The 19,908-nt window shown below is 65.3% G+C and carries 22 protein-coding genes and 1 pseudogene; 12 read left to right on the top strand and 11 right to left on the bottom strand.

The annotated features are described in order from the left end of the window. The 4 genes from QMG72_RS10650 to QMG72_RS10635 all read left to right on the top strand — a co-directional run bounded on the left by QMG72_RS10650 (nt 1) and on the right by QMG72_RS10635 (nt 4,884). A complete protein-coding gene (locus tag QMG72_RS10650) occupies nt 1–1,314 on the top strand; it encodes a ParB N-terminal domain-containing protein (RefSeq protein ID WP_282360176.1) in 1,314 nt (437 codons plus the stop codon). After that, nucleotides 1,311–3,200 carry a DEAD/DEAH box helicase gene (locus tag QMG72_RS10645; RefSeq protein WP_282360177.1) on the top strand — a complete coding sequence of 630 codons (1,890 nt, stop codon included), beginning with the start codon at nt 1,311–1,313 and terminating at the stop codon, nt 3,198–3,200. The genes QMG72_RS10650 and QMG72_RS10645 overlap by 4 nt, the downstream gene beginning before the upstream one ends. A gap of 116 nt (nt 3,201–3,316) precedes the next feature. Continuing rightward, a complete protein-coding gene (locus tag QMG72_RS10640) occupies nt 3,317–4,141 on the top strand; it encodes a protein NO VEIN domain-containing protein (protein WP_282360178.1) in 825 nt (274 codons plus the stop codon). A 299-nt stretch (nt 4,142–4,440) separates the two neighbouring features. Then, on the top strand, nt 4,441–4,884 hold the full coding sequence (locus tag QMG72_RS10635; RefSeq protein ID WP_282360179.1) for an alpha/beta hydrolase family protein: 444 nt from the start codon (nt 4,441–4,443) through the stop codon (nt 4,882–4,884). A 31-nt stretch (nt 4,885–4,915) separates the two neighbouring features. Here QMG72_RS10635 and QMG72_RS10630 read toward each other — a convergent pair whose 3' ends face one another. Then, nucleotides 4,916–6,496, bottom strand: a complete 1,581-nt coding sequence (locus tag QMG72_RS10630) for an alkaline phosphatase D family protein (RefSeq protein ID WP_282360180.1) — start codon at nt 6,494–6,496, stop codon at nt 4,916–4,918. A gap of 172 nt (nt 6,497–6,668) precedes the next feature. Between QMG72_RS10630 and QMG72_RS10625 the strand changes: the two genes are divergently transcribed. Next, nucleotides 6,669–7,841 carry a DUF6226 family protein gene (locus QMG72_RS10625; RefSeq protein WP_282360181.1) on the top strand — a complete coding sequence of 391 codons (1,173 nt, stop codon included), beginning with the start codon at nt 6,669–6,671 and terminating at the stop codon, nt 7,839–7,841. Between the two features lie 21 nt (nt 7,842–7,862). Then, on the top strand, nt 7,863–9,071 hold the full coding sequence (locus QMG72_RS10620) for an acyltransferase family protein (protein ID WP_283480472.1): 1,209 nt from the start codon (nt 7,863–7,865) through the stop codon (nt 9,069–9,071). Between the two features lie 8 nt (nt 9,072–9,079). Here the strand turns inward: QMG72_RS10620 and QMG72_RS10615 are convergent, their stop codons facing one another. From QMG72_RS10615 to QMG72_RS10605, 3 genes are all read right to left on the bottom strand, one after another. Continuing rightward, on the bottom strand, nt 9,080–9,484 hold the full coding sequence (locus QMG72_RS10615; protein ID WP_283480471.1) for a VOC family protein: 405 nt from the start codon (nt 9,482–9,484) through the stop codon (nt 9,080–9,082). 38 nt (nt 9,485–9,522) lie between these two features. Continuing rightward, entirely contained in the window at nt 9,523–9,945 is a 423-nt protein-coding gene (locus tag QMG72_RS10610) for a helix-turn-helix transcriptional regulator (protein WP_283480469.1), read from the bottom strand. A 260-nt stretch (nt 9,946–10,205) separates the two neighbouring features. Continuing rightward, on the bottom strand, nt 10,206–10,628 hold the full coding sequence (locus QMG72_RS10605; protein WP_282360185.1) for an ASCH domain-containing protein: 423 nt from the start codon (nt 10,626–10,628) through the stop codon (nt 10,206–10,208). 103 nt (nt 10,629–10,731) lie between these two features. On the opposite strand from QMG72_RS10605, the gene QMG72_RS17845 reads away from it, so the two are divergent. Next, nucleotides 10,732–11,073, top strand: a complete 342-nt coding sequence (locus tag QMG72_RS17845; protein WP_396021275.1) for a VOC family protein — start codon at nt 10,732–10,734, stop codon at nt 11,071–11,073. Between the two features lie 13 nt (nt 11,074–11,086). Continuing rightward, nucleotides 11,087–11,359 carry a hypothetical protein gene (locus QMG72_RS10595; protein ID WP_226774997.1) on the top strand — a complete coding sequence of 91 codons (273 nt, stop codon included), beginning with the start codon at nt 11,087–11,089 and terminating at the stop codon, nt 11,357–11,359. Nucleotides 11,360–11,619: 260 nt separating this feature from the next. Here the strand turns inward: QMG72_RS10595 and QMG72_RS10590 are convergent. Next, nucleotides 11,620–12,006, bottom strand: a pseudogene (locus QMG72_RS10590) (FAD-binding oxidoreductase); the annotation flags it as partial. Nucleotides 12,007–12,201: 195 nt separating this feature from the next. Here QMG72_RS10590 and QMG72_RS10585 point away from each other — a divergent pair. Next, nucleotides 12,202–12,522 (top strand): putative quinol monooxygenase, encoded by a 321-nt coding sequence (locus QMG72_RS10585; protein ID WP_226774996.1) that lies wholly within the window; start codon nt 12,202–12,204, stop codon nt 12,520–12,522. Between the two features lie 21 nt (nt 12,523–12,543). On the opposite strand, the gene QMG72_RS10580 is transcribed toward QMG72_RS10585, so the two are convergent. From QMG72_RS10580 to QMG72_RS10570, 3 genes are all read right to left on the bottom strand, one after another. After that, nucleotides 12,544–13,425 (bottom strand): F510_1955 family glycosylhydrolase, encoded by an 882-nt coding sequence (locus QMG72_RS10580; RefSeq protein WP_283480468.1) that lies wholly within the window; start codon nt 13,423–13,425, stop codon nt 12,544–12,546. Between the two features lie 85 nt (nt 13,426–13,510). Beyond that, nucleotides 13,511–14,128, bottom strand: coding sequence for a DUF305 domain-containing protein (locus QMG72_RS10575; RefSeq protein WP_283480467.1), 618 nt, complete (start codon nt 14,126–14,128; stop codon nt 13,511–13,513). A gap of 133 nt (nt 14,129–14,261) precedes the next feature. Further along, a complete protein-coding gene (locus QMG72_RS10570) occupies nt 14,262–14,756 on the bottom strand; it encodes a hypothetical protein (RefSeq protein ID WP_282360189.1) in 495 nt (164 codons plus the stop codon). A gap of 254 nt (nt 14,757–15,010) precedes the next feature. Between QMG72_RS10570 and QMG72_RS10565 the strand changes: the two genes are divergently transcribed. Then, the gene (locus QMG72_RS10565) at nt 15,011–15,388 is read left to right on the top strand and encodes a VOC family protein (protein WP_282360190.1); all 378 of its coding nucleotides are present in this window, start codon (nt 15,011–15,013) and stop codon (nt 15,386–15,388) included. Nucleotides 15,389–15,461: 73 nt separating this feature from the next. Here QMG72_RS10565 and QMG72_RS10560 read toward each other — a convergent pair whose 3' ends face one another. Together QMG72_RS10560 and QMG72_RS10555 are read right to left on the bottom strand one after the other, a co-directional pair. Further along, a complete protein-coding gene (locus QMG72_RS10560; RefSeq protein ID WP_283480583.1) occupies nt 15,462–16,727 on the bottom strand; it encodes a flavin-containing monooxygenase in 1,266 nt (421 codons plus the stop codon). A 50-nt stretch (nt 16,728–16,777) separates the two neighbouring features. Then, the gene (locus QMG72_RS10555) at nt 16,778–17,143 is read right to left on the bottom strand and encodes a TfoX/Sxy family protein (protein ID WP_226774991.1); all 366 of its coding nucleotides are present in this window, start codon (nt 17,141–17,143) and stop codon (nt 16,778–16,780) included. A 314-nt stretch (nt 17,144–17,457) separates the two neighbouring features. Between QMG72_RS10555 and QMG72_RS10550 the strand changes: the two genes are divergently transcribed. Beyond that, nucleotides 17,458–17,661 (top strand): cold-shock protein, encoded by a 204-nt coding sequence (locus tag QMG72_RS10550; RefSeq protein WP_024365339.1) that lies wholly within the window; start codon nt 17,458–17,460, stop codon nt 17,659–17,661. 272 nt (nt 17,662–17,933) lie between these two features. Here QMG72_RS10550 and QMG72_RS10545 read toward each other — a convergent pair whose 3' ends face one another. After that, nucleotides 17,934–18,827 (bottom strand): glucose 1-dehydrogenase, encoded by an 894-nt coding sequence (locus tag QMG72_RS10545; RefSeq protein ID WP_283480464.1) that lies wholly within the window; start codon nt 18,825–18,827, stop codon nt 17,934–17,936. 180 nt (nt 18,828–19,007) lie between these two features. On the opposite strand from QMG72_RS10545, the gene QMG72_RS10540 reads away from it, so the two are divergent. Continuing rightward, complete coding sequence (locus tag QMG72_RS10540) at nt 19,008–19,445, top strand: hypothetical protein (RefSeq protein ID WP_283480463.1); 438 nt, start codon at nt 19,008–19,010, stop codon at nt 19,443–19,445. The last annotated feature ends 463 nt before the right edge of the window (nt 19,446–19,908 follow it).

Raw genomic sequence — 19,908 nt, 5'->3', positions numbered from 1 at the left:
ATGACCAATCCATTCCTTGATCAGGAACGAGCCAACTTCATCGAGGCGAGGGCACTACTCGGTCGCGTCCACGTTCCCGCATGGCCCCGTCAGTCGAAGGAACTCGACCTTGTGGAACTCGAGGCCGACTGGGTTCGCTTCTCCACGATGAACCACCGGACGAGAGCCGAACAGCTGCGTGAGATCGCCAAGACCGGGAGGTCCGACCTTTTCACCGCAGATCCCCTTGGGCCGACAGCTCAGGACGCCCAGTACGCGATCCTTCGGGGCCAAGAAGGATTCCCGGAGCTAAAGCAAGATCTCCGAGATCGCGGGCAGCAAGATCCTGCCATCACCACGGCCGACGGCGTGCTCATCAACGGCAACCGACGCACCGCCGCGCTCAGGAGCCTGTTCACGGATGATGATGTTCCCGGCGCTCGCTACGTGAAGTGCTTGGTCTTGCCGGCCGACGCGACACCAGCCGAGCTGGTTGACCTTGAGACCGAGTTGCAGGTTGCGCGGGATTTTAAGCAGGAATATGCCTGGATCAACGAGGCTCTCCTCATCGAAGAGCTGTACGAAAGAGAAAATAAGGACTTCGGCCGCGTCGCGACCCGGATGCATAGAGAGATTGCTGACGTTCGATCCCTCTACGAGAAGCTGCAGCACGTCCATCAGCTCGTGGGCCTCTCCAAGGGGGCGAGGCTGCACATCGACTTCAACGTGAACGAGTCCGCGTTCGACGAGCTGGCGAAGCATGTCAAGAACAAGGCACCGGCGGAAGCAGAGTCCGTCCGATCGGTCTACTTCCTCGGAACGCTCGCAAACGTAAATTACCGGAAGTTGCGCAATCTGCGACGTGCCGACGCCGCCCAGCTTGTTAGCCGGGAACTGGAGTCCGACCCGTCACTCATTCAGCTCATCAGGACCGTCGGCGACAGCCTTCCGACCACGGGGGCGGACATCTTCGACGATGTCTTGGGTGAGGCTCCCACCCCTGGGCCGCTGAACGGCTTGCTTTCCTTTCTCGCTCAGAAGCGCCCTGAAGACACGGTGACCCTTGAAGGTGCGGGTTCGGTCGCCGCTCAAGCGATCCTGGAGACGGTTCGGAGTGCGATCACCGCGGCAGCCGATGAGGCCGAAGAGGATCAGAGAGACCAAACGGCGATCACGGCCCCTGTCTCCCGGACCGAGAAAGCGATTGCGGAGCTCCAGCGGGCATTGAGCGCATTGCCCAAGGCCCGCTCCTTCGTAGAGTTCGACGAGAACGCGATGGGATTGCGGATCAAGCAAGTGCGAGCCCTTGTTGAGGAATACGAGGGCAGCATTTGATCTCCATCGAGCTCCTTGACACGGAACGTCCGACCATCGTCATCGCGCGGGACTCATCACCGGGTGGAGGCGCCTGGGCGCACCTTCAAACACTCCTTTCGCGGGGCGTGGTCGGTGGTTCGAAGGACTCCATCGAAGTTCGCGCCGAAGTATTCCTGGCCGAGCTATCTGGCGTGCGGGAGGTCAGGATCTTCTTCGGCGAACAACTTGTGATTCAGCCTCGGCTCACAGCACAGTTACAGTCCCTGGCCGCTGACCGCAGGGCCCGGGAGAGGGCCATTGAGGAGCCGGTCTCGGCAGAGTCAGCCTCGGCACTCGCCCAGGAGTTGCGAGAAAGCGGCTTTAAGCGTGAGCTGCGGGCGTTCCAATTGGACAACTTAGCTTCAATACTTCGCCTTCCGCACGGTGCCGACTTCTCAGTTCCCGGAGCCGGCAAGACGACGGTTGCGCTTGCCGGACACACCCTTCACCGAGCAAGGGGAGAGGTGAGTCGCCTGCTCGTCATCGCCCCCATCGCAGCGTTTCAAGCATGGAAGGATGACTCTCGGGAGTGCATCGAAGTAGCCCCACACATAGCGGTCCACGGCGGACCAGGCTCTGTAGTTCCCGTAAACACGGACATCCTTCTGACCAACTACAATCGCGTGGCGGCCGACTACGACCGCATCCGCGACTTTGTTTCCAAGGCTCCAACTCACGTCATTCTCGACGAAGCTCATCGCATCAAGCGTGGTTCCCTCGGGGTCCATGGCCGGGCGGTACTGGACCTGGCCTATGTCGCCAAGCGACGGGATGTGCTCACCGGTACCCCTGCACCGCAAGGAGCCTTTGACCTAGTAGCGCCCATGCGCTTTCTCTACCCAGGACAGGATCGACAGATTCTTCCTGCTGACGCCTATGTCGAGCAGAGGGGACGTGACGAGGACGTTCTGGTGGAGACGAGCGCTGCCATCGCGAAGTACTTCGTGCGGACGCCCAAGTCGAGTCTGGGACTCCCTGACCCAGTCTTCAATGTTGTGCAGGAGCCGATGGGGAGAATCCAGAGCGCGATCTATGACGCCCTCGTTGGCCGGTACCGCGGCACTTTTGCGCTAGCGAAGGAGTCTAGACGCGAGTTCAACCGGATCGGGCGTATCACCATGTATCTGCTGGAAGCGGCGGCGAATCCAGCTCTGCTCGTTGCCGGATCCGATTCCGCTGATGAGGACGGATTCACCCATCCGCCCCTTCCAGTTCAGGGCGACGAAGCCCTTGGCCACCTTCTCGCGGAGTATCGCGAGTTTGAGAAGCCGTGGAAGTACGCCTATGTGAGGGACACGGTACAGAAGGCAGCGGCGGCCGGTGAGAAGGTGTTGGTGTGGTCCACCTTCGTTCGTAACATCCGGGCGCTGGCCCGTGAGTTGGGCGACTTCAACCCGGCCGTTGTCCACGGGGGCGTTCCCACGGAGGACGGGGCACCGCCTGATGTGGTGACTCGTGAGGCTGAGCTTGACAGGTTCCGGAACGACCCGGACTGCAGCGTACTGCTGGCCAACCCCGCTGCCTGCGGTGAAGGTATCAGCCTGCATCACTGGTGTCATCACGCCATCTACCTCGACCGGACATTCAACGCTGGCCACTTTCTGCAGAGCCAGGACCGCATTCATCGCCTGGGGCTGTCGAAAGACGTCGAGACGCGTTTCACGCTGCTTTTGAGCGAGAACACTATCGATCAGACTGTGGATGAACGTCTTCGAGACAAGGTGCGGGCGCTTTCGAAGCTCATGAACGATCCCGGCCTGGTTCGTGTCGCGTTGCCAGAATCAGACGAGGTCCACGACGAACGCCCCGCATTCGAAGACGACCTTTCTGCGGTGGCTGCTCATCTGAGTCGTGGCGGTGCGTAGTGCTTCCCACGCACGGCGCGGCTTCAGGCATCTTCCTTCTGGCTAACGCAGCAAGGCATCGGAGTCACCCCGATGTTGACGCATGGACTGCTGCCGCTCGGGGCCGGAGCTCATTTATGGCGGGGGCAGTAGATCTCGACGGGTGTGCACAGGGAATCCTCCGGTTGGGCCTGGTCAAGATCTCAGACACAGTTCGGCTCGATCAGGTGTTGTCTGCCCTGTCAGAACGAGCGGACCGCCCCACATTGATCGCCATTTCTTCTTTGTTGCTCAGATTGGATCCACCACCATGGATATCGCTGGCCGTGCGGGGCGGGACGGTGTTTCGTGAATATATTCCGTCGGATGACCTCCGTGACTTGGAGTGGCTGGAACCATATCTGGACCAGCTGCTCGTCGAGGCGGCTTCAGGGCTGGCTAGGCACTATCTGGAACCCTTGCGCGAGGCATTGGGCAGGGCAGGAGAGCTAGTCGTTTTAGCCGCGGCTGCGGAGGCTGGTTATTTTGCGCTGCATGTTGCTGATGTCTCGAACGCCTACGGCTACGACATTGAGATTCATACGCCGTCCAAGCAGAGACTTGAGGTTAAGAGCACGACAAGCGCGAGTGAGGGCACGTTCCACCTAAGTCGCAATGAATTTAACAAGTGCCGTCAGTACGGGCGTGAATGGCGTCTGGTTCAAGTGACCTTCGATTCGTCGGTCTTCACCGATGAGTCGATATCTGCTTCGCATGTCTTGGGCATTAGGGAGCTCGGTGGGAGAGAATTGTTAACTCTCGTCCCTCCCGACAGCGCCACTTTTCGATGGACAGACAGCGCGGTCATCCATCCACCTATAGACTCCTGGAGGCCGTCCGAACTCCAAGTTCCGGTGAGTCTCCGATTGCCGGGCATCAGAGAACTTGCAGGGAGCCGCGGCAGCCAGCCGGCGACGAACTGAGAACCTCGCTCGATCTCCCGCGCGGCCGCCGAGGCAAGTAAAAGCAACCGAAGAATAGCGCCCTGGAGCGGATTTCTCCACGGAAGGGAGGGCCCATTGATTCGTCTAGCTGTACTGAGCCATTAGGTTGGTGACACTCGGTTGACGGGGGAAGCCTTTGGTCGCGCAAGTTCAGTTCCCAATCATGAGCTTCTTCTATGCTGTCGCATTAGATCCATCCAAGCTCGCATGCAGCGAGCCACTGATTGACGACTGCTATTTGTTCTACCTTCATAACGGTCGGGCTACCCCGCTACTACATGGGCTTTCTCCGCGGCGCAAAGAATGTCCATCAGCTCATCGGGATCGCACCCTCCAACCACGGCACCGAAGGCGTGATCGTCCCGCAGCCGGGCGCCGTCCCTGATCCCAACTACACCGGCGCGGGCTGTGCCGCCTGCGCCGACCAGCAGGCGGGGTCGCCCTTCATGCAGAAGCTCAACTCCATCGGCGACACCGTGGCGGGACCCTCCTATACCGTCATCTCCACGGTGCACGACGAAGTGGTCATTCCCTACAACAGCCAGTTCCTCAGCGGGCCGGCGCGGCAGGTCACCAACATCACCATCCAGGACAAATGCCCGGCCGACGCCTTCGAACATGACCAGACGCCCAACAACCCCGTGGTGCACCAGCTTGTGGCCCACGCACTGGGCAGGGTGTCCGGGCCCGCTGATCCCGCCTACCAGCCCACATGCATCTAGTCGTGATTGGCGTCGGGCCGGGGGACTGCCGCTACTGCAGCCCCGGCACCCCGTCCCGAATCGCGAACGAAGCCTTCGTGCTGACCGGGGCTCCCGGCGTCGTGACGTAGTCCAGCGTCCGGAAGTCCGCGGTCATGGCGTCCTTGGTGATTCGGGTGTTCACGTAGCCGCGGTTGTCGTTGTAGAACTTCAGGTGCGGGTTCCAGGCCATGGTCGCGTCCGTCGTGGAGCCTGAGCCATTACCGGTGGACGAGATCGACGTGCACACCAGCTCCGAACCCACCACGGGTGACGCCGGGTCCTTGTAGTCCACCTTGACGTCGTTGGCCCAGTTGCGGTGCACGTCGCCGGTGAGGACCACGGCGTTGCGCACCTTGGCGTCCACCCAGCCCTGGGTGATCCGGCGGCGCGACGCGGCGTAGCCGTCCCACCCGTCCATGGAGACGTCGTCGATCTCCGGCGCCTTGTCCCGGTCCCGCTCGGCGAAGAACACCTGCTGGCCCAGGACGTCCCAGCGCTGGGTGGAGTTCTTGAACCCGTCCAGCAGCCACTTCTCCTGCTCCGCGCCGGTGATGGTGCGGTCCTCGGCCAGGCGCCCGGCGATGTTCTTCTGCCAGCCGTCGCCGGCGAGCTGGTCGTCCCGGTACTGCCGGGTGTCCATCATGTGGAAGTTCGCCAGCTGGCCCCACTGCAGCTTCCGGTAGATCTTCATGTCGGCACCCGCCGGCACGGAGGAGGCCCGCAGCGGCATGTTCTCGTAGTACGCCTGGAACGCTGCGGCGCGGCGCTGGCGGAAATGTTCGGTGGTGTCGTTCAGCTGACCGGCATCTTGGTTCTCCGGGACCTCGTCCGCCCAGTTGTTATCCACCTCATGGTCATCCCACACCACCAGCCACGGCGCCACCGCGTGCGCGGCCTGCAGATCGGCGTCGGCCTTGTACTGGGCGTGCCGCTGCCGGTAGCCGGCCAGGTTGACGGTCTCCGGGCCCGCATGGTCGCGCGGGTTGCCGCCGCCGATCACATAGCTGTCCTTCTTGTACTCGTACAGGTAATCGCCCAGGTGCAGGACCAGGTCCGGGTGGTCCTGCGCCAGCCGCGCGTAGGCGGTGAAGTAGCCGTGCTCGTACTGGGCGCAGCTAGCGAACGCCATGGCCAGCGCCGCCGGCGTCTCGTGCGGCGCCGGGCTGGTGAGCGTGCGGCCCACCGCGCTGACGTGCCGGCCGGTGCGGAACCGGTAGAAGTATTCGCGCCCCGGGCGCAGGCCCTTCAGCTCCACGTGCACCGAGTGCGCGGTCTCGATCCGGGCGTGCTCGACGCCGCGGGCTACCACTTTGCGCATGCCCGCGTCCTCCGCCACTTCCCAGGCCACCGCGACGTTGCGCGACGGCATGCCGCCCAGACCGTCCCCAGCGATGGGGTCCAGCGCCAGCCGGGTCCAGATCACGAAGCCGTCCGGCCACGGCTCGCCGGAGGCGATGCCCAGCTGGAACGGATCGGTGCGGAGGCCGGCGTCGTCCGCGGTGGAAACGGCGACGGCGGCACCCGGCCAGGCGGCGACGAGCCCGGCCCCGAGGCCGGCGGAAAGAACGGATCTGCGTGAAATGTTGTCCATGCCTCCGACCGTACGGAGGGTGGTTGGACAAGTCTTGTGGACCATGTGAATGACTAGTTAACTGTGTGACAAAACCTGTTGACCCGTTGCCCTCCGCTAAGCGGGCTTGGGACTGCTCCCGCACAAAGGCGAAGTCTCGGCCCCCGCGGTCCTTCCGGCTAGGATCGGCGCTATGGGGATCAGCGAGGACATCTTCGAAGGGCAGCCCGCCGACATGCCGGAGCCGATGCCGCGGCGCACCGCACTGTACCGGCCAGGACCGGGCCCGGCCGTTGTCCGGCACCTGGGCGGGTACGCCCCGTTTATGGAGTTCAGCACCGCGCAGGGAATGCGGCCCGAGGAGCTGGCGTCCGACCCGGAGCGGCTCATCGGGTTCCTGCGCACGTTCGGCTCCGGGATTGCCATCGACAGCACGCTCCAGGCGGCGGCGGCCATCTTCGCCGGGAACACCATCGCCGCGCTCCGGCCGGACGCGCAGTGGAACGCCTACGAAGGGGCCGCTCCTACGGTCGGAAACCGGGACCGGCAGTACGAGGTTTCCCGCCTGCTCGAGGGGCTGCGCGGCGCCGACGACGATGCGGTCCGCGGGCTCATCGCCGCCCTGCTGGACTGGGCCCGGGACGATCCGGACGAGCCGCCGGCACGCCCGCCCGTACCGGTATCCCTTGCAGCGGGGCAGCCCTGCTACGTCCGGCCGGACCTGCCGGTGACCACCTACTACTCCAGTGACGGGACGCCGATTCCGTACGGCCGGCACTGGGGTGCTGACGGACCCGACCAGGATACGTACAGCGTGGACAGCCACCCGGAGCGTTTCGCCGGGCTTCACACCGTCGCCCGTGCGTTGATCGAGCATCTCACCGCCGTGTACGACGTCGACGCCCAGGACGATCCGGCCCATGCCGGGGAGCTGCTGATGCAGGGGCCGAGCGTCCTGCAGGCCGTCAAAATCATCCCGCGGGATCCCGACGCCGCGTCCCTGACCTTCGTGTTCACCGGGTACCCGGGTGTGATGGTGCATGCCGGGGTGCTGCATGACTTCCCGTTTCCGGTGTGCGGCTGTGATGCCTGCGACGAAACAGTGGAAACAACAGCGGACCGTCTGGAGCGGCTGGTGCTCACGGTCGCGGCCGGCGGATACAGCGAACGCTACCCGGTGGGCCGCCAGCGGTGGAGCGAATACGCCCTGACTGCGTGGGACGGGTCCGGTTCCGAAAGTGGACGGGGCGAACCCGGCCCGGCCGCCGAAGATCGCCTGCGCGACGCCGAGGTCCGGCTGCGGGAGGTGGCCGGCGGATGGAGCCCGTGGCCGCTGCGCGACGGGAGCGCGACCCCGCCAATATAACGAACTGGTAACGTAGAGTGAATGCTTTCGAAGTCTGGTCAAACACGAGTCACCCAACTGGACGGCCTCCGGGGGATCGCCGCCCTGCTAGTAGTCGCCTGCCACGTGGTGTCCACACTGCCGGGAATCGGGGGCGTCTTCAGCAACCGGGCCGTGGATCTCAACACCGCCGAGACGTGGGCGGTCTTCTCTCCGCTGCATATCCTCTGGAACGGAACACCGGCGGTGCACGTCTTTTTTGTCCTCTCCGGCTTTGTCCTGGTGCTGCCGTTCACCAGGCCCGGCGCGGTCCCAAGCTGGGCGCAGTACTACGCCAAGCGGTTCTTCCGCCTCTACCTGCCGGCCTGGGCGTCGCTGGCCGCAGCCGTGGCGTTGATTGCGATGATTCCCCGCACTGCGTCACCCCTGCAGAGTGCCTGGGCGGACATGTACGTGGTCAACCCCACGGTGGTGCAGGTCCTCAAGGACGGTCTGCTGATGCTGAACGCAAGCACCATCAACACCCCGCTGTGGTCGCTCAAATGGGAGGTCGCGTTCTCCCTGCTGCTGCCGGCCTACGTCTTCCTCGCCCTGCGCTGGCGGCGCGTGTGGTTCGTGAAAATCGGCCTGGCCTTGCTGCTGGCCGCGGTAGGCGGCGTGCACCACATGGACGCGCTGATCTACCTCCCGATCTTCGCCGTCGGGGCCGTCCTCGGCGTGGAACGGGAGCGGATCCGGAACCTGACCCGGTCCTGGCCGCGCGCCGCCTGGTTCCTGGTGGCCGCCGTCGGCCTCTTCCTGGCCAACGCGGAATGGGTCAGCCGCGAGGAACCGATCCCCGGCGTCGAGGCCCTGGTGACCGTCGGCGCGGCGCTGATCGTCCTGCTCTTCGTCTCCTGCGGCGCGGCGAAACGGCTCGGCGACTCGGCCGCGGCCCAGTGGCTGGGACGGGTGTCCTTCAGCCTTTACCTGGTGCACCTGCCGATCATCCTGGCCGGTGTCACCTTGTTCCGCTCCGTCTCGCTTCCCCTGGCGCTCGCGATCTCCGTGGCCGCCTCGTTTGCGGCGGCCGAGCTCTTCTACCGGTACGTGGAACAGCCCGCCCACCGGCTTTCGATGGCCGTGGGACGCGCCGTCGGACGCCGGATCCGTCAGAACGACGACGGCCGGGACGCCGCGAGCCGGGTGCCCACGCCGGCTGGCACCCGCGCTGGGGCCATGGCCGAGGCGGCGCCGGGCCGCCGCCGGTAGGGGAGGGGTTAGGCAGCCTGGTTGAAACGCACCATGTTTCCGGACGGGTCCCGGAACGCGCAGTCGCGCGGGCCCCACGGCTGGACGATGGGTTCCTGGAGCACTTCGGCACCGGCGGCCCGGACCGACTCGAACGTAGCGTCCAGATCGTCCGTGCGGAACACCAGGATCGGGAGGGCGCCCTTAACGAGCAGTTGCTGGAGGGCGTCGCCGTCGTCCTGGGAGCGGCCGGCGTGCGGGACGGACAGCACAAGCTCCAGATCGGGCTGGGCGGCGCTGCCGAGAGTGACCCAGCGCTGCCCGTCCGAGCCGACGTCGTTCCTGACGTCCAGGCCGAGGACGTCCCGGTAGAAGGCGAGGGACCCATCGAGGTCGTTGACGGTGATCTGTGCGTATTGCAAGGAAATGTTCATGCCTCCCACGCTAGGGGAGCGGCTGCGGCGGCGCTTCTTCAATCCTGCTCGGTTTGCACTCTCTGCTTCCGGGCGGGCCGCGTGCGCAGCCGGGCGATGCACAATGGCATGGCCTGCACCGCGTCGTGCTGCCGGGAACGATACTCACTCGGGGGCATGCCGACGATCTCGGTGAACCGCGAGCTGAACGATCCCAATGAGGTACAGCCCACCTCCATGCAGGCATCCGTCACGCTGGCGCCGGCCCGCAACAACGCCATGGCCCGTTCGATCCGCCGGGTCATCAGGTAGTTGTACGGCGTCTCGCCGTAGGCGGCCTTGAACCGGCGGGAGAAATGCGCCGGGGACATCAGGGCACCGGCGGCCATGGTGGGCACATCCAGCGGCCGGGCGTAGTGGCGGTCGATCAGGTCCCGCGCCCGGCGCAGCTGCGCCAGGTTGGCCAGCTCCTGCGGTGTCATGCGGTCATTCTAGTCGCGCAGGCCCAGGGGATGAGGGTTTTCCGGCGGGCTCCGCTGGCCTCCGTGCGCGCCATCCATCCGCCCTTCTGCGGGTGACTATTGGGCGTCCACGGCTTCGATTCCGTCCAGGATGAGACGAAGGCCGAACTCAAACTCCGCCCCGAAGTCATAGCCCGGTTTGAGGAACCTTGGGGCGGCAACTCCCGACCGTTCCTGAACTCCTTCAGTGCTCCGCTCGGCGCCGAGAGCCAAGGAACGCCTTAGAGCAGTTTTACGACGCGGAAACGTTCGAGCACTATCTCCGTGCCGTCGTCCACAACGAACGAAGCATCGCCGAGGTAGCTGCGCATCTCCGCGCAGTCCCAGAAGCTTTGATGTTCGGCCCGCCACTCGGCCAGGGACGAATATCCTTCGCCTTCGTCGCGGGCATGCTCCCATGAAACGGCGGCCAGCGGGACGACTTGGACATCTGTTATTTCGATTACCGCAACGGCTTTCTCAGCCGAATCGATGACCACGTGCCGGGCACCAACCTCCGGCAACGGTTCGTCATCCACCCGGTACTCCGCCGCCAGGGCCGCCGTCGTGGTTTTACTGCCATCGACGACGGCGGATACGAGCAGTTCGCGTAACGGCCCAGGGAAGGCGAACTCAGCGCGGGGCAGGTCATTGAATTCGTTCACGTCGTCATTGTGTCCGCCCCGCCTGCAGCCGGCAAGTCCTGCCAGCGGCCCTGGCAACTTCCCTGCCGGACCTCGCCCGAATCACTGCCGGGGCAAGCCTCGGATGAGGCGATCCGCCGATGAAGGGTCCACGGAACCCTGCCGTTCCCATAGGCATCCGGCTACGGAACTCCGTCTTGAAGTGGTGCAGGTGCCCGTTTCCGATGTGGACCGGGCCAAGGCCTTTTACACGGACCACTTCGGTTTTCACTTGGACCATTGGGGCCCCATTGAGGCGTGCATCGCCAGCAGGGTCAGCTGGATTTCCCCACCATACCGATGTGAGCTGCCAAACGTGGGGAGATTCAGCGGGCGGCAGCTGCATCACCGGCGCGTGGCCGGCTCGGGACGCCTGCGGTCATCGGTCCGTCCCGGAATGCCGGAGACTGGAAGCCTCAACCAGTAAAGGCGGAACCCCCTTGATCAATCTCCAACAGGACGTAGACGGCTTCATTCGGATGCCGCGGCACTTCCCGGACAGCGTCGCCATCACCATCACGTTTGCGGACGGCACCGCTGAGGCGTTCTCCGGGGCGCAGTTGAACCAGGCCTATGACGCTGCTTTGGCTGACTATCGGGCCAAGAACAACCTGGACGCCAAGGGCTTCTCGCGGGCGCCCCGGACCAAAACGAACACCGGGAACAAGATTGAGTTTGTGCCCGTCCGGCCCGGCATGGGCTCCGCGCAATAAAACAGCGCTCAGCCGAACAAGTACGTCCCCGCGCACCGCGACCATCGTGGCCACGCCCCGCTCGGGGCCTGCGATGCCCCGGACGCCCATCCGGTCGGGTTGACGGTGGACCTACCCGTCAGGTGCGGGCCGGCATGGAAGTGGGACCACTGTGGGAGGTGCAACCATCGCAGAACCTGCGCCCGCATTCGTAACGCGGGTATGACAGGAAGCGAACCGGCGCCGGCGCACCCCTGGGGGTAGGCGCGCGGGGAAGTTGGCTAGCGGGTCCGTTCCTCGAGCAGCTCCAGCACATGCTGGTACTCGCTGCCGGTGGCCCGTGTTATGCCGAGCTCACACGTCCGGTTACAGGATGCGTGTGCCATGGCGCCCGTCGCAGCCACCTCGAAGGCCTGCTTCCGGGTGGCCGACGCTGTCAGCTCCGGGTGCAGCATGCCGCGGTCACCGGCGAAAGCGCAGCAGCCCCAAGTCTCCGGGACCTCCACCCGTCCGGCGACGGCCCCGGCCACGGCGGTCAGGGCCGGGCCCAGGCCCAGCCTGGTCGAGGAACACGTGGGATGCAGGGCCCGGGATTCCAGTTTCTGGTAGTGCGGCAGCTGGGGCAGGATCCGCTCGGCCGCGAACGCGACGGCGTCGAGCACGCGGGGAGCTGGTTTGACGCGGACACCAGCATCTCCTTCGATCGTGTGACGGGAGCCACCCCAGCCTAGGGCGGTTCCCGGGTACTTTGCGCCGGGTGTTCTCACCACGTGATAATCCGTCTTGGCTTGGCGGCCGCAGCCAGACAGACTATTGGGGTACCGCACTGTAATCGTGCCCCCGAGCCGGAAGGCAAAAAGCGAATGATCTTCATCGTCGTCAAATTCAAGGTCAAGCCCGACTGGACCGACCGCTGGCTGGACCTGACCCGCGACTTTACCGATGCCACCCGCCAGGAACCCGGCAACCTCTGGTTCGACTGGTCCCGCAGCGTGGAAGACCCGAACGAGTTCATTCTCGTCGAGGCGTTTAAGGACGACGCCGCGGGGGAGCACGTCAACAGTGCGCACTTCACCAAGGCCATGGCGGACATGCCGCAGGCCCTGATGGAGACCCCGGAAATCATTAGCGAGAAGATCGAATCCAACGGCTGGGGCCGGATGGGCGAACTCACCGTCAACTAGCCGGCGTCCACGCCCGCGGGATCAGCCCGCATGGGCTGGCCGAAAGGTGGTTCCGCCGTCTGTGGAGCGAACCAGGCCGGCAGAGGTGGCGGCCCAGACCTGGAGGGTCCCGTCCGCTGCAGCGGCTGCGGCAACGGCGTGGACCTGGCCGGTGGGTGTTCCCCGCTGCTGCCAGGAAACACCTTCGTCGGGGGAGTAGTACACAGTCCCGCCAGGGGCGACGCCGACTGCCTCACCGGTGTTGGCGAACGCGGCGAACTGGATCACCGGGGCCGTGGTGCCCGCCGTCCAGGTGCTCCCGCCGTCGGTGGAACGCTGGATACCTTCTTCTGTGGTGGCCAAAACAGTGTCGCTATTGGGATTGCCGGCGAGGGCAAACGGACTAAAGTCTGCGCCGACGGTCCGCCACGCAATGCCATCGGTGCTGGTCCGAAGCGTCCCGTCATAGGCGACGATTCCGGACTTCGTGGCGGCCAGGGCATGGAAGTCTGACTCATTCTGTCGCGAGAGTTGCTGCCACGTCCTGCCGCCGTCCGTGGTCTTGATCAGGCCGAGCGGGCTGGGCAGGTCCGAGCCGGCTTGCGGGTGCCCGGAGGCGTAAAACACGCCCGGGTCTGAGGCCTTGGTGTAACCCATCAGGTCATGCGAGGGCCCAATCTTCGCGGCAGGAATGCTGGAGACGTCGAACAGGCCATCATGTGTGGCCAGCAACACTTGGCCGGTGTCGCCGTCGACGCTCAGGCCATGAACGTGCGCGTCCGGAAGCCCGGATGCGGCACCGCTGGCAGCGGACCGCGGCGCGTCGGGCGGGGTGGACGTGCAGGCGGTCAGGACAAGGATCACGGTTGCTGCCGCGACTGTGGCGGCGGACGTCCGGATACGGGCGAGGGAGGGGGTGGTCATCAAAAAACTCCAGTCAGCAGGAACTCAAGAGTGGGCGGACGGCGACGCCGGTCCTTGGCAGGGGGCCGACGCCACCGGATCCTGCTTAGATGCCGCCCAGCAGGGACTGCATCTCCTGGATCTCTGCCTCCTGGGACGAGGCGATGTTCTTGCCCAGGGCCAGCGCGTCAGGGTTTTGGCCCTCCGCCATCTGAGTTTTGGCCATTGCCACGGCTCCCTCATGGTGGGCGATCATCTGCGTCAGGAACAGCCGGGCTGCCTCAGGTCCCTGCGCGGCCTTGAGCTTGTCCAGCTCTTCTCCACTCATCATGCCGTTCATGCTGTGTCCTGCGGCCATCTCCGAGGGTTCGTTCCACGCCGACAACCAGCCGGTCATCGTGCTGATCTCCGGGGCCTGCGCCGCCTTGATTTTGGTGGCCAAGGCAGTGACCCGAGGGTCGATGTCCTGCTTGCCGAGGATGATGTCACTCATCTCCACGGCCTGGCTGTGATGCGGGATCATGCCTTGGACAAACATGGTGTCTTCCGCGTTATGAGCCGCGGTGTCCATCGGGGCCGCGCTGCCCGGCATATCGGACGCGCTGTGGCTCATCTCCGGCATGGTGCTTCCGGCAGTTCCGGAACCGGAAGTTCCGGAAGCGCAACCTGCCAGGGCCACTGTGGTTGCAACCAGGGCAGCGGAAAGTGTCAGTGATTTTTTCATGGGAATTGGGGTCCTTCAAGATCGTTGTGGGAACAACGCTGGGCGGAACAGTCGCCGGCCAGCAGTACAGGCCCGATCAAGGGGCCTACGGCAAAGGGGTCCGCGCCGGTGAAGCAGTCGCGGGGCAGTGCCTTTACGTCCGGCTGATGCAGAGGTCCCCGGGCGAAGGAGCCCCGGGCAGATACACGTGGCGGCAGGCGGACCCCTGGTACGGTGGGCCGGCGTCGCCGAAGACGGTGGTGCCCGGCAGCGGGGCCGCGAGCGAGGCCTGGCCCGGCAGCGGAATACAAGCCGGGTCCATACCCGACATTTCGGCGCACCCGCCCGGTCCGAAGCAGGAGGCCTCCTGGCAGCCTGAGTCGTGACCAGCCGCGGTGCGGGATGCGGCCATGTGCGACGGCGGCTGTTCCGCGCTCGGTGTCGCGCCGGCGTCGTGGCCGGTATGGCTCCCCGCCGGTGTTGGGGCTGAACGGAGTTCCGCGGTGTGGGTGGAGTCGGATGCGGCCATGGAGTGGGGGCCAGCCATAAGGTGCATCCCGAAGATCCCGGCCAGGAGGGCCAGCAGGCCCGCCATCATGCCTGCGCGCCGAAGGAAGCCCGAAGTTCGGCCTAGCAATGCGGTGAACATGGGGATTCCTCCTTCCGGTCCGAATCGCGGTTATGTACTACTGCAACAACACCGAAGCAGCGCCGGTCAGCAGCGCCGGTCACGCCCCACGATGATACCCCGGCGGGGTATGGCTCGGCAATCGGCGGCGCCGTGCCGGGCGCGGAGCGTGGACGCTTTGCCTGGATGCCTTGGCGTGGGCGCGAAGCACGGTTGCCATCGGCACGCGGTATCGCTTCGGGCCCGGCAGGCTCTGCTCACGTAGGGTGGCGCTTATGGAACTCCGTCTTGAAGTGGTGCAGGTGCCCGTGTCCGACGTGGACCGGGCCAAGGCCTTCTATGTTGACCAGCTTGGCTTCGGCCTGGACCACGATGTTGAGCACATCCCGGGAATGCGGGTGGTGCAATTGACCCCGCCGGGTTCGTCCTGCTCCATTGTGATCGGCACCGGCATGACCGGTATGGTCCCGGGCAGCCTTGAGGGCCTCCAGCTCACGGTGCCGGACATGGCGGCGACCCGCACCGAACTGCTCCGCCGCGGAGCCCCCGTCAGTGATGTCCAGGACCTGGGCGGATTCGCGTTCGCCTATTTCAGCGACCCGGACGGAAACCGCTGGGTGATCCAGGAAATCCGGCCCCAACACGGCGCCTAGCAGCCCGCCGCGCCCGTCGCCGGAGCGCGGTATGCCCCGGCGGGCGTGGAGGGTGCCAGTCTGCCCGCGAGCCTCAGCGCGCCGCGATGTGCTCCGCGATGAAGGCGGCGTCCCGGCCCACGCCGGAGAGCAGCGCCGAACCATGCCCGGTGAGCCAGGGCAGCCCCACCGCATACAGCCCGGGGTACTCAGTGACACCGCGGTGATGCCGCGGATAGCCCCACTCATCCAGGACAGGGAGATCCAGAATACTGAGGTCCAGCCGGTACCCGGTGGCCCACAGCACACTCGTGATGCCCTCGGCGGCGAGGTTGAGCCGGCTGTGGGCGGGAGGGAGCCAGTCATCGGCGGCCCGGGGTTCGGCGGCGGGCGCCTGGATTCGGGCCGCCGTGATGTAGGCGTCGATCATCGGCTGGAACCGCTGGCCGAATGCTGCCTCCACCTGCGCCAGGCGCTCGGCAAGGTCATCGCTGACGACGAGGTCGCCGTCGTCGACTCCTTCCAGATGCCCGTGCAGTCGGACCCCGCGCCGGCCCAGTTCGCGCAGGTGCAGGTCGTGGCCGCCGTCGACTCCCGAGACCAGCGGATTGCACGCAAACCTGGCCTTCGGGGAGGGCAGTTGCTCCACCTGGAGACCGTTCAGGCCGACGTCGGGGCCGTGCCGGGCCAGCTCCATCAGCCAGCGGATCACGTCCTGGCCGCGGTACCGGCGCGGCGCCTCCGGGCAGGTGGACACGGCAAGATGGACCAGCCGGCCGGCGGCAAGCAGCTCCTCGGCGATTTGTCCGCCGGACTGCCCGGTCCCAACGATCAGCACCGCGCCTGCGGGCAGCTGCTGCGGATTCCGGTACTGATGGGTGTGAAGCTGCCGGACGTGCCCGGGGATGTCCTTGGCCAGTGCCGGGATTCGGGGGACCTGGTAGGCGCCGGTGGCCAGCACAACGTTCTCAGCCCGCCACGGCCCGGCGCTGGTCTCCACGTGGAAGCCGCCGCGATCGGGCGCGATGCGGGTAACGGCGGTGCCGGTGCGGACCGGAACGCCGGCGGCCTGCGCGTAACGCCGGAGGTACCCGATCACCTCGTCCCGGGGCAGGAACGCCTCCGGATGAGGGCCCCCGTACGGCATTCCCGGCAGGTCCACCGAAAAATTCGGCGTATTCAGGAAAAATCCGTCCCACCGGTCCTGCCAGGCGCCGCCGAGTTCCGCGCGCTGCTCCAGCAGTTGATGCCCGACGCCGGCCCGGCCCAGGCAGTAGCTGATGGCCAGCCCCGCCTGCCCGCCGCCGACCACCAGGGTATTTACATTGCGGTTCGGCTCCCCGGCAGTCGCGGTCGCGATATCTGCGGCCTGGACCGGCACGGCCTGGACCGGCACGGCAGTTCCGCCGCCTAGTTCCGGGCCCGCGGGGGCTTTGGCGGTTTCGGCGGCAACCCGGAGACGTGGGAATATGCCTTCGCCACCCACACTCCGGTGCTGTCGCCGTCGTCCTGCCAAGCTTCGGGCAAGCCGCTGTAGTCACGCATCGGCCGTTCCGGGGGTCCGTAGGGCACTGTGCGCTGGTTCGCCTCGAGTTCGGCGCGGTCGGGCGCTGACAGCTTTACGCCCAGGACCGGGCCGAACAACCCCGCGAACATGTTGCCGTTGACGAATGCGCCCAGGTTCCCGAACATGGGCCGCACCACGACGTCGGGGTGCGGCGGCAGCACGGAGCGGAAGCGCTCCTTGTCATTCTCGGACGGTTTGGGCATCTGCATGTGAACTCCCGGTCGCCTCGGGCTCCGCGTTTCAGGCGGGACGTCCCTGCAGGATATGCCCGTTCCGGAACGCGGTCGAGGCCTCCGGGCAAGGTCGGGGCCACCTTCCCGGGACGTGCTGTTGGCCGTGGTGGTAATCCGTCGCGGAAATCTCCTGTAAGGTTGTTCTTGTTGTTGTGTTTATGCAGTTCGTAGTTCAGGCAGTACGCAAGGTTGTAAGACCTTGTTCTTCTGAAGCAGCGGTTTTGAGCACCCCACACAGGAGGACCCGAAAGTCGGGACTTTTCCTCCACCTTCACGAAGGACAAAAAATAATGGCTACTGGTACCGTCAAATGGTTTAACGCTGAAAAGGGCTTCGGCTTCATTTCCCCCGATGACTCCTCACAGGACGTCTTCGCACACTACTCCGCGATCGCCTCTTCCGGCTTCCGCTCCCTCGAAGAGAACCAGAAGGTCTCCTTCGAAACCGAGCAGGGCCCCAAGGGTCCCCAGGCCGTAAACATCCAGGCTCTCTAAGACTTAGCTTTTAGCTAACTCTTCACGAGTCCGGAACCGTAAGGTTTCTAGCAGGGTCCGTCATTGACGGGCCCTGCTTTTGTTTAACCCGGGTGTGCCGCATCCCAACTGACTCGCAGCAGGTGTCGTTTTGAGCCCCCAAAACGACACCTGCTGCGAGTCAGTTGGGGGCCACCGGGGGAGCGGACTGCCGCCGTCACAAACGGGCCCTCCCGCCGCAGCTTAGCGCTGCAGGGAAGGGCCCGTCCGGGTGTAGCCGCTCCAGGCTGCGGCTACGGCGTCGGCAGTCCGCCGTTGACGTTCAGGGTTTCACCGATCACATAGCTGGACTCAGCCGAGGCGAGGAACACATACGCCGGGGCCAGCTCGGCCGGCTGGCCGGCGCGGCCCAGCGGGGTTTCCTTGCCGAACTCCGGCAGATCCTCGGTGAGCTGCCCGCCGCTGGGCTGCAACGGTGTCCAGATCGGCCCCGGCGCCACGGCGTTGACCCGGATGCCCTGGGATGCGAGCTGCTGGGCCAGGCCCTTGGTGAAGTTGTTGATCGCAGCCTTGGTGGAGGCATAGTCCACCAGGGTCTCCGAGGGGCTGTAGGCCTGGATCGAGGTGGTGTTGATGATACTCGACCCGGCCGGCAGGTGCGGCAGGGCCTCTTTGGTCAGCCAGAACATGGCATAGACATTCGTTTTGTAGGTGTGGTCGAACTCGACGTCGGTGATGTCGCCGAGCGCCTTCTGCGCCACTTGCTTGCCGGCGTTGTTGACCAGGATGTCCAGGCCGCCGAGTTCCTGCACGGCAGTAGCCACCAGATCACGGCAGGTGGCGGAGTCCTTGAGGTCCCCCGGGACCTTGACCGCCTTGCGCCCTGCCTTTTCGATCAGCTCAGCGATCCGGCTGGCGTCTTCCTCCTCTTCGGGCAGGTAGGACATTACGACGTCGGCGCCTTCGCGGGCGAACGCGATGGCCGTGGCGGCGCCGATGCCGGAGTCCGCGCCGGTGATGAGCGCCTTGCGGCCCTCCAGCCGGCCGGTGCCGCGGTAGCTGTCCTCGCCGAGGTCGGCCTTAGGCGTCATCCGGGCGTCCAGGCCGGGTGCAGGCTGGCTCTGCTCGGGCGCAGTGAGCGTCTCGTAGGCTGTTACCGGGTTTTTGAAGGTGTACTGGTCAGTCATGATGCTCCTCCGGATGGCGGGTCCCAGCTGGGGTGTTTCCGCTGCTTGTCTCCTGGCGCGGACGCTTGCACGCCGCGCACATGCTAAGCATGCTTAGCATCAACCCTAGCCAAGGCGTCGGTTTCGGCGCAACGCCCGCCCCGGCCACGTCGCCCCGGGCCGCCGTCGGGAGCGACGGTCGTGCCGCTCCGGAAAAACAAAGGCCGGCGCGTCCTTGCGTCGTCCGGCGGCAAGATGATCGACGGCGGCCGGCCCCGGTGGGGCTGCCCCGCCGAGCCGACGGCTTCCCCGGCCGAGGAGTCCACCGCGTTGATAACGGATCTTGTGGTCCGCTGGCTGCTTGACGGATCGACGCCGCCGTGGGCACTGCGGGCCCGGATCATCGCGGACATGCTGGCCGGGGCTGACCGGGGCGGGATTGACCGGGGCGGGGTTCCGGGTAGAGGACGGCAGTCCGGTCCCGTGGACGTTCCCCGCCACCTCTATGCCAATGTCAGTTGGATGTTCGATAACCTGCAGCTGGAAGTTCCGGAACGCACGCTCAGTGGGTCGCCGTACGTGACCGACGGCGGCCCGAAGATCCTGCCGCAGGTCCAGCGGCTGCTCGTCGGCGGGTGAGGCCCGGGCAGGTCCGCCGCGTGGTGTGACCCGGTACACAGGGGTGGATTTCCGGGCTGTGGGTGCTGGACGCGGCCGCAGGGGGCTTGGGTTGCCCGCCGTGGCGGGGTTTTTGGGGGTGTGGGGGTGGTGTGGGGGGTGGATTTGTGTGGGGGTCTGGTGGCGTGTAGAGTAATTCGAGTCGCCGCCGCTGTTGCGGAGAGTTTGCGACCGACCCCCTGATAAACGGCCTGTGAATATGGTGCTTTTTTGAGTGCGTGTTGCGGGTGGGGACCTTCCGGAGTGTTTGTGGATCGCAGGATTGCTGATTTGCAAAGGGTTCCGGTTTCGGGTAAGTTTGAAAAGTTGCTCCGGAGCGATCCATGGCTGTTTTGGTTGTGGTGGTGCCGGGTGTGTCTGTTGTTTGAGAACTCAATAGTGTGCCAAGTTTGTTGATACCAATTTATTGTATTGAATTGGTTGA

Source organism: Pseudarthrobacter sp. PH31-O2 (assembly GCF_030063265.1).
Lineage (GTDB): Bacteria > Actinomycetota > Actinomycetes > Actinomycetales > Micrococcaceae > Arthrobacter.
The sequence above is the reverse complement of the archived record's forward strand: the minus strand, read 5'-3'. Positions and strand labels throughout refer to the sequence as shown.

Excerpts from the sequence above, each read along its gene's own strand:
- QMG72_RS10650 (WP_282360176.1), top strand. The coding sequence starts at position 1 with ATGACCAATCCATTCCTTGATCAGGAACGAGCCAACTTCATCGAGGCG.
- QMG72_RS10640 (WP_282360178.1), top strand. The coding sequence starts at position 3,317 with ATGGCGGGGGCAGTAGATCTCGACGGGTGTGCACAGGGAATCCTCCGG.
- QMG72_RS10635 (WP_282360179.1), top strand. The coding sequence starts at position 4,441 with ATGGGCTTTCTCCGCGGCGCAAAGAATGTCCATCAGCTCATCGGGATC.
- QMG72_RS10630 (WP_282360180.1), bottom strand. The coding sequence starts at position 6,496 with ATGGACAACATTTCACGCAGATCCGTTCTTTCCGCCGGCCTCGGGGCC.
- QMG72_RS10625 (WP_282360181.1), top strand. The coding sequence starts at position 6,669 with ATGGGGATCAGCGAGGACATCTTCGAAGGGCAGCCCGCCGACATGCCG.
- QMG72_RS10620 (WP_283480472.1), top strand. The coding sequence starts at position 7,863 with ATGCTTTCGAAGTCTGGTCAAACACGAGTCACCCAACTGGACGGCCTC.
- QMG72_RS10615 (WP_283480471.1), bottom strand. The coding sequence starts at position 9,484 with ATGAACATTTCCTTGCAATACGCACAGATCACCGTCAACGACCTCGAT.
- QMG72_RS10610 (WP_283480469.1), bottom strand. The coding sequence starts at position 9,945 with ATGACACCGCAGGAGCTGGCCAACCTGGCGCAGCTGCGCCGGGCGCGG.
- QMG72_RS17845 (WP_396021275.1), top strand. The coding sequence starts at position 10,732 with ATGAGGCGATCCGCCGATGAAGGGTCCACGGAACCCTGCCGTTCCCAT.
- QMG72_RS10585 (WP_226774996.1), top strand. The coding sequence starts at position 12,202 with ATGATCTTCATCGTCGTCAAATTCAAGGTCAAGCCCGACTGGACCGAC.
- QMG72_RS10580 (WP_283480468.1), bottom strand. The coding sequence starts at position 13,425 with ATGACCACCCCCTCCCTCGCCCGTATCCGGACGTCCGCCGCCACAGTC.
- QMG72_RS10575 (WP_283480467.1), bottom strand. The coding sequence starts at position 14,128 with ATGAAAAAATCACTGACACTTTCCGCTGCCCTGGTTGCAACCACAGTG.
- QMG72_RS10570 (WP_282360189.1), bottom strand. The coding sequence starts at position 14,756 with ATGTTCACCGCATTGCTAGGCCGAACTTCGGGCTTCCTTCGGCGCGCA.
- QMG72_RS10565 (WP_282360190.1), top strand. The coding sequence starts at position 15,011 with ATGGAACTCCGTCTTGAAGTGGTGCAGGTGCCCGTGTCCGACGTGGAC.
- QMG72_RS10555 (WP_226774991.1), bottom strand. The coding sequence starts at position 17,143 with ATGCAGATGCCCAAACCGTCCGAGAATGACAAGGAGCGCTTCCGCTCC.
- QMG72_RS10550 (WP_024365339.1), top strand. The coding sequence starts at position 17,458 with ATGGCTACTGGTACCGTCAAATGGTTTAACGCTGAAAAGGGCTTCGGC.
- QMG72_RS10545 (WP_283480464.1), bottom strand. The coding sequence starts at position 18,827 with ATGACTGACCAGTACACCTTCAAAAACCCGGTAACAGCCTACGAGACG.